This window comes from Pseudomonas antarctica, assembly GCF_001647715.1.
Lineage (GTDB): Bacteria > Pseudomonadota > Gammaproteobacteria > Pseudomonadales > Pseudomonadaceae > Aquipseudomonas > Aquipseudomonas antarctica_A.
This window is the reverse complement of sequence record NZ_CP015600.1, coordinates 1,929,268-1,942,865: the sequence shown is the minus strand read 5'-3', so window position 1 is coordinate 1,942,865 and position 13,598 is coordinate 1,929,268. Positions and strand designations below refer to the sequence as shown.

Annotated in this window: 11 protein-coding genes; 4 read left to right on the top strand and 7 right to left on the bottom strand. The window is 61.2% G+C overall.

Annotated elements, in window-relative coordinates:
• Positions 1–210: 210 nt before the first annotated feature.
• Entirely contained in the window at positions 211–2,874 is a 2,664-nt protein-coding gene (gyrA, locus tag A7J50_RS08980; protein ID WP_064451485.1) for a DNA gyrase subunit A, read from the bottom strand.
• A 423-nt stretch (positions 2,875–3,297) separates the two neighbouring features.
• The gene (gene mtnA / locus A7J50_RS08975) at positions 3,298–4,368 is read right to left on the bottom strand and encodes an S-methyl-5-thioribose-1-phosphate isomerase (RefSeq protein ID WP_064451484.1); all 1,071 of its coding nucleotides are present in this window, start codon (positions 4,366–4,368) and stop codon (positions 3,298–3,300) included.
• 109 nt (positions 4,369–4,477) lie between these two features.
• Here mtnA and A7J50_RS08970 point away from each other — a divergent pair, with 109 nt between their 5' ends.
• The 4 genes from A7J50_RS08970 to A7J50_RS08955 all read left to right on the top strand — a co-directional run bounded on the left by A7J50_RS08970 (position 4,478) and on the right by A7J50_RS08955 (position 8,177).
• The gene (locus A7J50_RS08970) at positions 4,478–5,809 is read left to right on the top strand and encodes a TRZ/ATZ family hydrolase (RefSeq protein ID WP_064451483.1); all 1,332 of its coding nucleotides are present in this window, start codon (positions 4,478–4,480) and stop codon (positions 5,807–5,809) included.
• Positions 5,810–5,872: 63 nt separating this feature from the next.
• Positions 5,873–6,571 carry a bifunctional 2-polyprenyl-6-hydroxyphenol methylase/3-demethylubiquinol 3-O-methyltransferase UbiG gene (gene ubiG / locus A7J50_RS08965; RefSeq protein WP_064451482.1) on the top strand — a complete coding sequence of 233 codons (699 nt, stop codon included), beginning with the start codon at positions 5,873–5,875 and terminating at the stop codon, positions 6,569–6,571.
• Positions 6,572–6,575: 4 nt separating this feature from the next.
• Positions 6,576–7,247 carry an N-acetylmuramic acid 6-phosphate phosphatase MupP gene (mupP, locus tag A7J50_RS08960; RefSeq protein ID WP_064451481.1) on the top strand — a complete coding sequence of 224 codons (672 nt, stop codon included), beginning with the start codon at positions 6,576–6,578 and terminating at the stop codon, positions 7,245–7,247.
• 189 nt (positions 7,248–7,436) lie between these two features.
• Positions 7,437–8,177 (top strand): YciK family oxidoreductase, encoded by a 741-nt coding sequence (locus tag A7J50_RS08955; protein ID WP_064451480.1) that lies wholly within the window; start codon positions 7,437–7,439, stop codon positions 8,175–8,177.
• 151 nt (positions 8,178–8,328) lie between these two features.
• On the opposite strand, the gene A7J50_RS08950 is transcribed toward A7J50_RS08955, so the two are convergent.
• From A7J50_RS08950 to A7J50_RS08930, 5 genes are read right to left on the bottom strand one after another with little or no spacing between them, the layout of a single operon-like run.
• The gene (locus tag A7J50_RS08950; RefSeq protein ID WP_064451479.1) at positions 8,329–9,843 is read right to left on the bottom strand and encodes an ABC transporter substrate-binding protein; all 1,515 of its coding nucleotides are present in this window, start codon (positions 9,841–9,843) and stop codon (positions 8,329–8,331) included.
• A complete protein-coding gene (locus A7J50_RS08945; RefSeq protein ID WP_064451478.1) occupies positions 9,825–10,844 on the bottom strand; it encodes an ABC transporter ATP-binding protein in 1,020 nt (339 codons plus the stop codon). Before A7J50_RS08945 ends, A7J50_RS08950 begins: the two co-directional genes overlap by 19 nt.
• Entirely contained in the window at positions 10,841–11,797 is a 957-nt protein-coding gene (locus tag A7J50_RS08940) for an ABC transporter ATP-binding protein (protein ID WP_064451477.1), read from the bottom strand. Before A7J50_RS08940 ends, A7J50_RS08945 begins: the two co-directional genes overlap by 4 nt.
• Positions 11,794–12,651 carry an ABC transporter permease gene (locus A7J50_RS08935; RefSeq protein WP_064451476.1) on the bottom strand — a complete coding sequence of 286 codons (858 nt, stop codon included), beginning with the start codon at positions 12,649–12,651 and terminating at the stop codon, positions 11,794–11,796. Before A7J50_RS08935 ends, A7J50_RS08940 begins: the two co-directional genes overlap by 4 nt.
• Positions 12,648–13,595: an ABC transporter permease gene (locus tag A7J50_RS08930; protein WP_064451475.1), complete on the bottom strand. Its 948-nt coding sequence runs from the start codon at positions 13,593–13,595 to the stop codon at positions 12,648–12,650. Before A7J50_RS08930 ends, A7J50_RS08935 begins: the two co-directional genes overlap by 4 nt.
• Between the last annotated feature and the right edge of the window lie 3 nt (positions 13,596–13,598).

The following is a 13,598-nucleotide window of genomic DNA, read 5'->3' as shown; positions in this document are numbered from 1 at the left end:
GTGGTAGTCACACAAACATATCAGCCGACACCCGATCCAATGTGGGAGCGGGCTTGCTCGCGAAAGCGATCTAACAGGCGACATCTCTGGTGAATGTCAGTCCGCTTTCGCGAGCAAGCCCGCTCCCACACTAGATCTCCATGGCTGTCGATATTTCCGGCCGGACAAACAACAAGGGGGCGAATCTTCATCCGCCCCCTGTGTGTCCGCTTATTCCTGCGGTTCTTCTTCGTCTGCGGCAGCGTCGAGGGTTGGCTCGTCGACGCCGTCATCGGCATCGCCGATCACTTGCCCCTCGAGTGCAATCCCTTCCTCGCCTTCCAGCTCTTCGCCCTCGACTTCCGATGGCTCCTGGACACGTTCCAGGCCTACCAGGGTTTCGTCGCTGGCCAGCTTGATCAGCGTCACGCCCTGGGTGTTACGCCCCAGGCTCGACACTTCAGCCACGCGCGTACGCACCAGAGTGCCCTGGTCGGAAATCAGCATGATCTCCTCGCCATCGAGCACCTGGACCGCACCGACCAGACGGCCGTTGCGATCGTTGCTGACCATGGCGATAACGCCTTGGCCGCCACGCTTGTACTCCGGGAACTCGCTGATGGCGGTGCGCTTGCCATAACCACGCGCCGAAGCGGTGAGGATCTGGCTGCCTTCTTCCGGGATCAGCATCGAAATCAGCTTCTGCCCTTCCGGCAGACGCATGCCGCGTACACCGCGGGCAGTACGGCCCATGGCGCGAACGTCGGATTCCTTGAAGCGCGTCACTTTGCCGCCGTCGGAGAACAGCATGACTTCACGCTCGCCATCGGTGATAGCGGCAGAAATCAACACGTCGCCTTCGTCCAGCTCCAGGGCGATCAGGCCCACGCTGCGTTGACGGCTGAAGGATTCCAGCGGGGTCTTCTTCACGGTGCCTTTGGCGGTGGCCATGAAGATGAAGTGACCTTCGGTGTACTCATCGACCGGCAGCATGGTGGTGATGTATTCATCACTGTCCAGCGGCAGCAGGTTGACCAATGGACGACCACGGGCGGCACGCGAGGCCTCCGGGATTTCGTAGGTTTTCAGCCAGTACACTTTGCCTTTGCTGGAGAACAGCAGCAGCGTGGTGTGGCTGTTGGCGACCAGCAGGTGAGCGATGTAGTCCTCATCCTTAACGCCAGTAGCCGATTTGCCTTTACCACCACGACGCTGGGCCTGGTACGCAGCCAAAGGCTGGGTCTTGGCGTAGCCACCGTGGGAGATGGTCACGACGCGCTCTTCTTCCGGGATCATGTCACCCAGGGTCAGGTCGAGACGGGCATCCAGGATTTCAGTGCGGCGCACGTCGCCGTATTCGGCGCGGATCACTTCCAGTTCTTCGCGGATCACTTCCATCAGGCGCACGGCGCTGTTGAGGATGCGGATCAGCTCGCCGATCTGGTTGAGGATCTCCTGGTACTCGGCCAGCAGCTTCTCGTGCTCCAGGCCGGTCAGGCGGTGCAAACGCAGTTCCAGAATGGCCTGGGCCTGTTCCGGCGACAGGAAGTACTTGCCTTCGCGCAGACCGTATTGCGGGTCGAGGGTCTCCGGACGGCACGAGTCGGCACCGGCACGTTCAACCATCGCAACCACGGCGCTGGATTCCCACGGCATCTTGATCAGTGCTTCTTTCGCTTCCGACGGGGTCGGCGAAGCCTTGATCAGTGCGATAACCGGGTCGATGTTCGACAGTGCAACCGCCTGGCCTTCCAGGATGTGGCCGCGCTCGCGGGCCTTGCGCAGTTCGAACACGGTACGGCGGGTCACGACTTCGCGGCGGTGACGCACGAAGGCTTCCAGCAGATCCTTGAGGTTCAGGATGCGCGGGCGGCCGTCGATCAGTGCAACCACGTTGATACCAAACACGCTTTGCAGCTGGGTCTGGGCGTAGAGGTTGTTGAGAATCACCTCAGGCACTTCGCCACGACGCAGCTCGATCACCACGCGCATACCGTCTTTGTCGGACTCGTCACGCAGTTCGGTGATGCCTTCCAGCTTCTTCTCTTTAACCAGCTCGGCGATCTTCTCGATCAGACGCGCCTTGTTCAGCTGGTAAGGAAGTTCGGTGATGACGATCTGCTGACGGCCACCGACCTTGTCGATGTCTTCGATCATCGAGCGGGCGCGCATGTAAATACGGCCGCGACCGGTACGGTAGGCTTCGATGATACCGGCGCGACCGTTAATGATCGCGGCGGTCGGGAAGTCCGGGCCGGGGATGTATTGCATCAGCTCATCGACGGTCAACTCAGGGTTGTCGATGAGGGCCAGGCAACCGTCGATGACTTCACCGAGGTTGTGCGGCGGAATGTTGGTGGCCATGCCCACGGCGATACCGCTGGAGCCGTTGACCAGCAGGTTCGGAATACGGGTTGGCATGACCGCCGGGATCATTTCGGTGCCGTCGTAGTTCGGCACCCAGTCCACGGTTTCTTTATGCAGGTCGGCCAGCAGCTCGTGCGCCAGCTTGGTCATGCGCACTTCGGTGTATCGCATGGCCGCAGCGTTGTCGCCGTCGACCGAACCGAAGTTGCCCTGGCCGTCTACCAGCAGGTAGCGCAGGGAAAACGGCTGGGCCATCCGAACGATGGTGTCGTACACCGCAGTGTCGCCGTGAGGGTGATACTTACCGATCACGTCACCGACAACACGGGCAGATTTCTTGTACGGCTTGTTCCAGTCGTTACCCAGCTCGCTCATCGCGAACAGCACACGCCGGTGCACGGGCTTCAAGCCATCGCGCGCATCAGGCAGTGCCCGACCGACAATTACGCTCATCGCGTAGTCGAGGTAGGACTGTTTCAGCTCGTCTTCGATATTGACCGGGAGGATTTCTTTGGCCAGTTCGCCCATGAGAAGCCTGATTCCTTTTTCGGGTGAAACCTCGTCACATCCTATGGGACGAACGAAGCTCGCCGCTGCCGGCAGAGTGCCTGACAACGACTTACGACAAATCAACGAGTTATGACACGGATCTGCACGTTATAGGCCACCCCTCGGGGCAGCCCTGGAAACCGCCGGATGTTATCACAATCGCCGCCACGCACCTATCCCCCAGACGCGCATGGAGCATAGTAAGTTGACGGATGACAGGCTTGAGGGCGACGAGAGGGGCTCAGAGATAGGGTGGTGCTATTTTTCCGGTGCAGATCCGAGGGGTTTATTGACTTTCAAGGCCAATCGCGGGCAAGCCCGCTCCCACATTTTGGATGTGCCCACCTGTCAAAGGCGGAAACTGGCTTGCCGGTGATAGCGACACCACAGACAGCAAAGCCTTTAATGCAGCCGCTTACGGCACATCAACTTGGCCAACTTCGCCGTATCCGGCCGCTCGACAATGCCTTTTTCGGTCACTATCACATCAATCAGATCGGCCGGGGTGACGTCGAACACGGGATTAAGGGCAGCCACATCCAATCGCTGCCCCATAACATCCAGCAACTCGCCGGGATCACGCTCTTCCAGGGCGACGTCATCGCCAGTGGCCATCATCAAATCGAGTGTCGAGCTTGGCGCCACCACCATGAAGCGCACGCCATGGTGCATGGCGCAGACGGCCAGCTGATAAGTGCCGATCTTGCCGACCACATCACCGTTGGCCGCAATGCAGTCGGCGCCGACAATCACCCAGGTCACGCCTTTGGTCTTGAGGATATGCGCGCCGGCCGAGTCAGCATTCACCGTGACCGCAATACCGTCTGCCGCCAACTCCCACGCCGTCAGCCGCGAACCTTGCAGCCAGGGGCGGGTTTCATTGACGTAGACATGCTCGACCAAACCCTCCAGGAAAGCCGCACGAATCACCCCAAGAGCAGTGCCGACACCGCCGGTGGCCAAGGCGCCCGCATTGCCATGGGTCAGGATCGCCTGAGCATTGCCCTGATGCTTGCGAATCCGCTCGAGGCCCAATTGGGCCATGACGAGGTTGGCTTCCCGGTCGCTTTCATGGATCGCGATGGCTTCGGCTTCCAGCACGACCAGCGCGTCGGCGGGCTTCTTCACGCGGTCCAGCCGATCACGCATGCGCTTCAAGGCCCAGAACAGGTTCGACGCCGTCGGACGAGTATCAGCCAGTAATGCGTAGTCTTCTTCCCACGCTGCCTGCCAGTCGCCACCTTCGGCGATCCGCTCACGCGCGGCGAGCACCAGACCATAGGCGGCGCTGATACCGATCGCAGGCGCTCCACGCACCACCATGGTACGAATGGCGTCGGCCACTTCAGCTGCAGTGGCGCAGACAACCCAGGTTTCCCGGGACGGCAAGGCACGCTGATCGAGCAGGTGCAGTGCGCCATCACGCCAATCGATGGCCTTCACTTTCTCCGCAGCTAACAGTCGGTCGCGCATCCCTTACCCCGCACTCATGAACAAAAGCCGCGGATTATAGCGATCCGCCAGCCAGGACGCTCGGGTATACTTCGCCCTTCTTTTATAGCTGCCCGGGAAGAAGCCTGCGATGACCTCCACTGCCGCCCCGCTCGACCTGTTGCTGCTGCCCACCTGGCTGGTACCTGTCGAACCTGCCGGCGTGGTGCTCAAGGAACATGGCCTGGGCATCCGCGACGGGCGCATCGCCTTTATCGGGCCGCGGGCTGCGGCCTTGAAGCTGGCGGCTAGCGAGGTGCGCGAGCTGCCGGACATGTTGCTCAGCCCCGGTTTGATCAATGCCCACGGCCACGCGGCAATGAGCCTGTTTCGCGGCCTGGCCGACGACCTGCCGCTGATGACCTGGCTGGAAAAGCACATCTGGCCCGCCGAGGCCAAATGGGTCGACGAAGCCTTCGTGCGCGACGGCACCGACCTGGCCATCGCCGAGCAACTCAAAGGCGGCATCACCTGTTTTTCCGACATGTATTTCTACCCCAAGGTCGCCAGCGACTGCGTGCACAACAGCGGTATGCGTGCACAAATCGCGATTCCGATCCTCGACTTCCCGATTCCCGGCGCCAGCAGTGCCGACGAGGCCATTCGCCAGGGCGTAGAACTGTTCGGCGACCTCAAGCACCACCCGCGCATCAAGATCACCTTCGGGCCCCACGCGCCTTACACCGTATGCGATGAGAACCTGGAAAAAATCCGGGTGATCGCCGAAGAACTCGACGCGTCCATTCATATGCACGTGCACGAAACCGCCTTCGAAGTGCAGCAGGCCGTCGAGCAGACCGGTGAACGCCCACTGGCGCGCCTGGGTCGCCTCGGCCTGCTCGGCCCGCGCTTCCAGGCCGTACACATGACCCAAATCAGCGAGGATGACCTGGCTTTGCTGGTAGAAAGCAACACCAGCGTCATCCATTGCCCGGAATCGAACCTGAAACTGGCCAGCGGCTTTTGCCCGGTGGAGCGTCTGTGGCAGGCTGGCGTGAATGTGGCGATCGGCACCGACGGCGCCGCCAGCAACAATGACCTGGATTTGCTGGGCGAAACCCGTACCGCTGCGATGCTGGCCAAGGCGGTCGCCGGCTCGGCCACCGCGCTGGATGCCCACCGCGCCCTGCGTATGGCCACACTCAACGGTGCTCGGGCCATGGGCCTGGAGGGCGAGATTGGCTCGCTGGAGGTCGGCAAGGCTGCCGATATCGTGGCCTTTGATCTTTCGGGGCTGGCGCAACAACCGATCTACGATCCGGTCTCACAGCTTATATATGCCACCGGACGCGATTGTGTGAAACACCTTTGGGTCGCCGGCAAGCAGTTGCTCGACGACCGGCAATTGACCCGCATGGATGAACCACAGTTGACCGCCACGGCCATTGCCTGGGGCCAACGGATCAGCGGGCACAGCGAATAACGCAGGGTTTGAACCTAAGCTTCAACACCTGCAAACCGATTTATCAGATTTAGAGGATTTATCATGAGCAACGTCGACCACGCCGAAATCGCTAAATTCGAAGCCCTGGCCCACCGCTGGTGGGACCGCGAAAGCGAGTTCAAACCCCTGCACGACATCAACCCGCTGCGGGTCAACTGGATTGACGAACGCGTCAACCTGGCCGGCAAGAAGGTGCTCGACGTCGGTTGCGGCGGCGGCATCCTCAGCGAAGCGATGGCCCAGCGCGGCGCCACCGTCATGGGCATCGACATGGGCGAAGCCCCGCTCGCCGTGGCCCAGTTGCACCAACTGGAATCCGGCGTGAGCGTGGAATACCGCCAGATCACCGCCGAAGCCCTGGCCGAGGAAATGCCCGAGCAGTTCGACGTGATCACCTGCCTTGAGATGCTCGAGCACGTACCGGACCCGTCCTCGGTCATTCGCGCGTGCTTCCGCATGGTCAAGCCGGGCGGCCAGGTGTTCTTCTCCACCATCAACCGCAACCCCAAGGCCTACCTGTTCGCGATCATCGGCGCCGAATACATCATGAAGTTGCTGCCGCGTGGCACCCACGACTTCAAGAAATTCATCCGTCCGTCCGAGCTGGGTGCCTGGAGCCGTCAGGCCGGGCTGACCGTCAAAGACATCATCGGCCTGACCTACAACCCGCTGACCAAGCACTACAAGCTGGCCAGTGACGTGGACGTCAACTACATGATCCAGACTCTGCGCGAGGAGTAAGCCTGTGAAGTTGCGAGCGGTTCTCTTCGATATGGACGGTACTTTGCTGGACACCGCGCCGGACTTCATCGCGATCTGCCAGGCCATGCGCGCCGACCGCGGCCTGGCGCCGATCAACGACCAGCACATCCGCGATGAAATCTCCGGCGGTGCGCGGGCGATGGTCGCCGTGACCTTCTCGATGGACCCCGAATCCCCTGGCTTTGAAGAACTGCGCCTGGAGTTCCTGGAGCGCTATCTCAAGGGCTGCGCAATCCACAGCAAACTGTTCGACGGCATGGCCGAGTTGCTGCAAGACATCGAAAAATCCAAGCTGGTCTGGGGCGTGGTCACCAACAAACCGCTGCGCTTTGCCGAGCCGATCATGCAGCAGTTGGGCCTGGCCGAGCGCTCGGCGCTGCTGATCTGCCCGGACCACGTGAAGAACAGCAAGCCGGACCCGGAGCCGCTGATCCTGGCGTGCAAGATGCTCAACCTGGACCCGGCCAGCGTGTTGTTTGTGGGCGATGACCTGCGCGATATCGAGTCCGGCCGTGACGCCGGCACCCGCACTGCGGCGGTCACGTTCGGCTACATCCACCCCGATGACAACCCACGCAACTGGGGCGCCGATGTGGTGGTGGATCACCCGCTGGAACTGCGCAAGGTGCTGGATAATGCACTGTGCAGTTGCTGATTGCTCACCGGTCCTGCTGACCTATGAAGACCCGATGTGGGAGGGGGCTTGCTCCCGATAGCGGTAGGTCAGTGATTGATACAGTGCCTGACACTCTGCAATCGGGAGCAAGCCCCCTCCCACATTAGGATTTGTGTACTGTTCTTGGTTCAGTGTTTGTAAACCTACTGAACTCTGTCGAGGCTATTTATGTTTGATTACTGCGCACGTCCAGAACTGCTCAAAGGCCGGGTGATCCTGGTGACCGGCGCCGGTCGCGGGATTGGCGCGGCGGCGGCAAAAACCTACGCCGCCCATGGCGCCACCGTGCTGTTGCTGGGCAAGACCGAAGCCAACCTGGCCGAGGTGTACGACGCGATCGAAGCCGCCGGCCAACCGCAACCGGTGGTGATTCCGTTCAACCTGGAGACCGCCCTGCCCCATCAGTACGATGAGCTGGCGGCGATGATCGAAAAAGAATTCGGCCGCCTCGACGGCCTGCTGCACAACGCCTCGATCATCGGCCCACGCACACCGATCGAGCAGTTGTCCGGTGAGAATTTCATGCGAGTGATGCACGTCAACGTCAACGCGATGTTCATGCTGACCAGCACGTTGCTGCCGCTGCTCAAGCTGTCCCAGGATGCGTCGGTGGTGTTCACCTCCAGCAGCGTCGGGCGCAAGGGCCGGGCGTACTGGGGCGCTTATGGCGTGTCGAAGTTTGCCACTGAAGGCCTGATGCAAACCCTGGCCGACGAGCTGGAGGACGTGGCGGCGGTGCGCTCCAACAGTATCAACCCGGGCGGAACACGCACCAGCATGCGCGCCCAGGCGTACCCCGGTGAAAACCCGATGGAAAGGCCGGCGCCGGAAGAGATCATGCCGGTGTACCTGTACCTGATGGGGCCGGACAGTGCGGGCATCAATGGGCAGGCGTTTGATGCGCAGTAAAACCTGACACAGCACAAATCAAACGGTGGAACCGGGTTTAAGTGGGAGCTGGCTTGCCTGCGATGGCATCACCGCGGTGTATCTGACATACCGAGTTGATGCCATCGCAGGCAAGCCAGCTCCCACATTGGTTTGCGGTGTATCTGGGGGTTTAGTTTTTCACCACGTCCTCAAGGGTGAAACGCCCCAGCGGGTTTTGCAGGAAGTTACTCACATTCTTGCGTGAGATGTTGATGTACGGGCTGTAGTACAGATCAATCCAGTTCACATCCTGTTTCGCCAGCTTCTGCAACTCCACATACATCTGCTCGCGCTTGACCGGGTCGGCCTCGATCCGCGCAGCCGCCACCAGTTCCTTGACCTTGTCATTCTTGTAGCGGGTCATGTAGTTCTGGTTGGTGTCATGGCCCAGTACGAAAGTGGTCTTCTGGTCCGGGTCGAGAATGTCGTTGGTCCAGTACATCACTGAAATGTCGTACTCACCGTCCACCAGCATCTGCCAGCTTTGCGTCGGGTCGACTTTCTGCAGGTTGGCAGTCACGCCGACCTTGGCCAACTGGTCCTTGATGATCACTGCAATCTGCTCGTCCGCTTCGTTGCCGGCGTTGACCACGTAGTTGAGCTTCAAATCCTTGGCGCCAGCCTCTTCCAGCAGTTTCTTCGCGGCCGTCGGGTCATACGGGCGCTGCAGGTTGTTGGCATAGTGGAACAGCGAGCCTTTCGGGATGTAGGAATAGGCCACGGCGCCTTGACCGTAAGTCGCAGTCTTCACCAGCGACTGTTTGTCGATGGCCATGTCCAGCGCCTCGCGCACTGGCTGCTTGGCCAGCAGACCGTGAGCGTGGTTGATCAGCAGGTGATCTTCACGGGTGGACGGGTCGGAGTGGATCACCACGTTTTTGTCTTTCTTCAGTTCTTCCACGCGGGAGAACGGTACGAAGATCGCCGTGTCGAGTTCGTTGTTCTGCACCATGCGCATGCGCGTGTTGTCATCGGTGACCGACACCCACTCCACACCATCCAGGCTGACGTTCTTGGCCTGCCAGAAGTTCGGGTTCTTTTTCAGGATGACGCGATCGCCCTTGCGCCACTCCTCTACGGTGAACGCGCCGGAGGTCACCGGGTTTTCCGAGTAGGCGTCCTCGCCCATTTTGGTCATGGCTTTTTCCGACAGGATCGATACCGTCGGCGAGGCCAATTGCGAGAGGAAGGCCACGGCCGGGGTTTTCAGGGTGACCACAAGGGTCTTGGGATCACTGGCCTTGGCCGTGCTGATCAGGCTGAACGGGTCACTCCACAGCGACGCCTTGTTGTCGCGGATGCGCAACAGGCTGAACGCCGCGTCGTCGGCGGTGATCGGCGAGCCATCGGAGAACTTCGCGTCACGCAGCTTGAAGGTGTAGGTCAGGCCATCCTTGGAAATCTCCCAGCTTTCTGCCAGGCCCGGCTCCATCTTCGTGCCCAGGTTATCCACGCGCACCAGGGTGTCGTAGACGTTGGCGAATACCCAGGTGTCGCGGTTTTGCGCGCTTTTGATCGGATCGAAAGTGGTGCTGTCTTCACGGCAGCCGATGGTCAGCACGCCAGCGGCGTGTGCCAACCCGGCAGTGAGGGACCAAGCGGTCAATGTAGCCGCGGCGAGCAACTTCAAGTGGCGGGATTGCATGTCATAACTCCTTGTTCATGAATGGCAGAAAGGGTCAAAGGTGCTTCAAGCACGCAACTGTATCGATGCTCGTGCAGGAAATGAGTAGGCGGCAACACCACGGAACACATTGTCCGGGCGTAGCGGCAACGCGGGTGAAAGGCGCAACCTGCGGGCAAATTCAACGGGCTCGGCGGCTCACCCGGCAACGGCTCCGCTGGCAAAGGCCGACGCGGATCAATCTCGGGAATCGCCTCGATCAGCGCCGCTGTATACGGATGGCGCGGCGCGGTAAACACCGCCTCCACCGGGCCTTCCTCAACGATCTTGCCCAGGTACATCACCGCCACGCGGTCGCACAGGCGACGCACGATGGCCAGGTCATGGGCGATAAACAGGATCGCCAGGTTCATGCGCTGTTGCAGTTCCAGCAACAGGTTGATGATCTGGCCCTGAATCGACACATCCAATGCCGCCACGCACTCATCGGCGATGATCAAGCGCGGCTCTACCGCCAGCGCCCGAGCGATACCGACACGCTGGCATTGGCCACCACTGAGTGAACCGGGTTTGCGGTTGGCCAATTCGGGGCGCAGGCCGACCAGTTCGAGCAATTCATTGACCCGCTGGGGAATTTGCTCTGGCGCGGCTTTGCGTTGCACCCGCAGCACTTCGGCAATGGTTTCGCCAATGGTGTGGCGTGGGTTCAAGGCGGCGTAAGGGTCCTGGAAAATCATCGCGGTTTCATGGCGCAGGCGAGCGATGTCGATAGCGCTGCCATGGGCCATGTCCACGCCATCGAACAAGACCTGCCCGGCACTGATCGGGTTGAGGTGCAAAATTGCCCGGCCCAGTGTGCTCTTGCCGCTGCCGGACTCGCCCACCAGACCCAGGGTTTCACCGGCGGCCAGGTTCAGCGACACACCGTTCACCGCCCTCACCCACTGTTTATTCAGGCCAAACAAACCGGTGCCGGACGCCGCAAAACGCACCTCGAGGTCCTTGATCTGCAACAGGCTCATGGGCGACCTCCCAAGGGATAGTGACAGGCCACCCGCGCACCTTCCGGCAGCAACTCGGTGCACAAGGCGCCCACCTGCGGGCAGCGCGGGTTGAACCGGCAACCGGCGGGCAAGGCATCCAGCAACGGCGGCTGGCCAGCAATGGTACGCAGCAAGGCGTGGCCGCTGCTGTGGGCGGGCTGGCAATCGATCAGGCCGGCGGTGTACGGGTGTTGTGGATGGGCCAGCAAGTCGTACTTGCTGCCGTGTTCGCACAGGCGCCCGGCGTACATCACCGCGATCGAGTCACAGGTTTGCGCCACCACGCCGAGGTCGTGGGTGATCATGATCATCGACAGGCCATGCTGGTCACGCAGGTCCAACAACAGGCGCAGGATTTGCGCCTGCACGGTCACATCCAGCGCGGTGGTCGGCTCGTCGGCAATCAGCACTTTCGGGTTGCAGCCCAGGGCCACCGCGATCATTGCCCGCTGACGCATGCCGCCGGAAAACTCGTGAGGGTAGTTATCGACTCGCGCCTTGGGATCGGGAATGCCGACCTGGCGCAGCACCTCGATGGCGTGCAAGCGTGCGTCTTTTTTCGACGCGCCTTGATGCAGCCGAATACCTTCGGCGATCTGCTCGCCGATGCGCATCAGCGGGTCAAGATGGCTGCTGGGGTTCTGGAAAATCATACCCAGTTGCCCGCCCCGCACGGCGCGCATGCCGGGGTCATCCAGTTGCAATAAATCGCGACCTGCCAGGCGCACGGCACCGCCTTGCACGCGCAGATTGGCCGACGGCAACAGCCGCATCAGGCCGCGACAGGCCATGGTCTTGCCCGAGCCACTCTCGCCCACCAGGCCGAGGATTTCACCTTCGGCCAGGTCGAAGGACACCCGGTCAACCAGGGTGACATCACGCCCGGCGTTATGGGCGATCACGCTGAGGTCCTGCACTTGAAGCAGGCTCATGAACGGTCTCCCAACACTTGCGCCACGCCATCGGCCAACAGGCTGAAACCCATGGCCAGGGTCACGATGGCCAGGCCCGGGAAGGTGCAAATCCACCAGGCGGTGGTGATGAACGCCTGCCCTTCGGCCACCATCGTGCCCCACTCGGCCGTCGGCGGTTGCACACCCAGGCCCAGATAACTCACGGCGGCGCCGTTGAGCAGCACCAGCACCGCGTCGGACATGGAAAACACAATCGAGCCAAACATCGCGTTGGGCAGCAAATGCCGGAACAGAATGCGCCCGTGGCCAAAGCCCAGGCTCTTGGCGGCCAGGGCGAAGTCGCTTTCCTTGAGCACCAGGATCTGTGAGCGGATCAGCCGCGCATACGACACCCAGCCCACCAGCGCCATGGCGATATAGAAGCTCTTCAAGCCCGGGCCGAGAATGGCCATGATCGCCAGCATCAGCACCAGGAACGGGAACGCGAGGATCACGTCGATCACGCGCATGCAGACGCTGTCGAAACGACCGCCAATGTAGCCGGAGACGGCGCCGACGAAGGTGCCGATCATGAACGGGAAAATCACCCCGATGATGGCCAGTTGCAAGTCGATGCGCGCGCCCCAGATCACCCGCGAAAGAATGTCCCTTCCGTAGTTATCCGTGCCGAACGGGTGGGCCATGCTGGGGCCCAACAAGCTGATATCGGTGTTTTGCGCAATCGGATCAAAAGGCGCAACCCACGGTGCAAACAGTGCTAGGGCAAACCAGGCCAACAAAATCAACAACCCCCACGCAGCGGTCAGTCGACCATTGCGAAAACCAAAACGCAGGCGCAAACGCCACGGGGCAATCAGTGGGCGGCTGCTCATTGCATCTTCACTCGTGGGTCGAGGGCCACCGTCACCACGTCAGCGACGAAGTTGACCACCACCGTCGCACACGCCAGCACCATGGCCACGCCCTGCACCACCATGTAGTCACGGGTGAAGATGCCGCGCACCAGCAACTGGCCGATGCCGGGAATGGCGAAAAGACTCTCGATCACCACGGTGCCGCTGATCAACCACCCGATATTCACCGCCAGCAGGTTGACCGCCGGCACCAGGGAATTGGGCAACACATGCCGACGGAACACGGCGGCCTCCGACAGCCCGCGCGCCCGGGCAGCGGTGACATGGTCGGCCTGCAACTCCATCAGCATGCTCGCGCGCAGGTTACGCACCAGCACCGCCGACAGCGCCAGGGCGATGGTCAAACAGGGCAGCAGCATATGGTGAGCCTTATCCAGCCAGGTGCGCCCGTAGCCGGACACCGGGAACAGGCCCCACTTCACGCTCAGCAACAAAATCAACATCAAGCCCAGCCAGAACGCCGGCATGCCCAGGCCAACCGTGGTGAACACGCGAATCAGGTTGTCTGCCCAACCGCCTTTATTGCGCGCCGCCACCGTCGCCAGCGGCACTGCAATCAAGAGCGCCAGCAGCACACTGCCGAGCACCAGTACCAAGGTCGGTTCGATCCGCGTGACGATCAGCTTCAAGGCGTCAACCTTGTACAACAGCGACTGGCCGAGATCGCCCTTGAGCAAGTTCTTGAGGAAGTAGAAATACTGCAGCCACAACGGTTGATCGAGGCCGTACTGGGCGCGGATTTTCAGCAACGCATCCGGCGTACTGCGTGAGCCCAGCAAGGCCCGCGCCGGGTCGCCGGGGATCGAGCGCACCAGCACAAAGGTGATCAGGCTGATGCCAAACAACACCGGCAGCAATTGCAGCGGCCGGGACAGTACAAAACGGTAACGCGCCAGGTTCATCCG

Coding starts and splice junctions, on each gene's coding strand:
- gyrA (WP_064451485.1), bottom strand. CDS start 2,874: ATGGGCGAACTGGCCAAAGAAATCCTCCCGGTCAATATCGAAGACGAG.
- mtnA (WP_064451484.1), bottom strand. CDS start 4,368: ATGCGCGACCGACTGTTAGCTGCGGAGAAAGTGAAGGCCATCGATTGG.
- A7J50_RS08970 (WP_064451483.1), top strand. CDS start 4,478: ATGACCTCCACTGCCGCCCCGCTCGACCTGTTGCTGCTGCCCACCTGG.
- ubiG (WP_064451482.1), top strand. CDS start 5,873: ATGAGCAACGTCGACCACGCCGAAATCGCTAAATTCGAAGCCCTGGCC.
- A7J50_RS08955 (WP_064451480.1), top strand. CDS start 7,437: ATGTTTGATTACTGCGCACGTCCAGAACTGCTCAAAGGCCGGGTGATC.
- A7J50_RS08950 (WP_064451479.1), bottom strand. CDS start 9,843: ATGCAATCCCGCCACTTGAAGTTGCTCGCCGCGGCTACATTGACCGCT.
- A7J50_RS08945 (WP_064451478.1), bottom strand. CDS start 10,844: ATGAGCCTGTTGCAGATCAAGGACCTCGAGGTGCGTTTTGCGGCGTCC.
- A7J50_RS08940 (WP_064451477.1), bottom strand. CDS start 11,797: ATGAGCCTGCTTCAAGTGCAGGACCTCAGCGTGATCGCCCATAACGCC.
- A7J50_RS08935 (WP_064451476.1), bottom strand. CDS start 12,651: ATGAGCAGCCGCCCACTGATTGCCCCGTGGCGTTTGCGCCTGCGTTTT.
- A7J50_RS08930 (WP_064451475.1), bottom strand. CDS start 13,595: ATGAACCTGGCGCGTTACCGTTTTGTACTGTCCCGGCCGCTGCAATTG.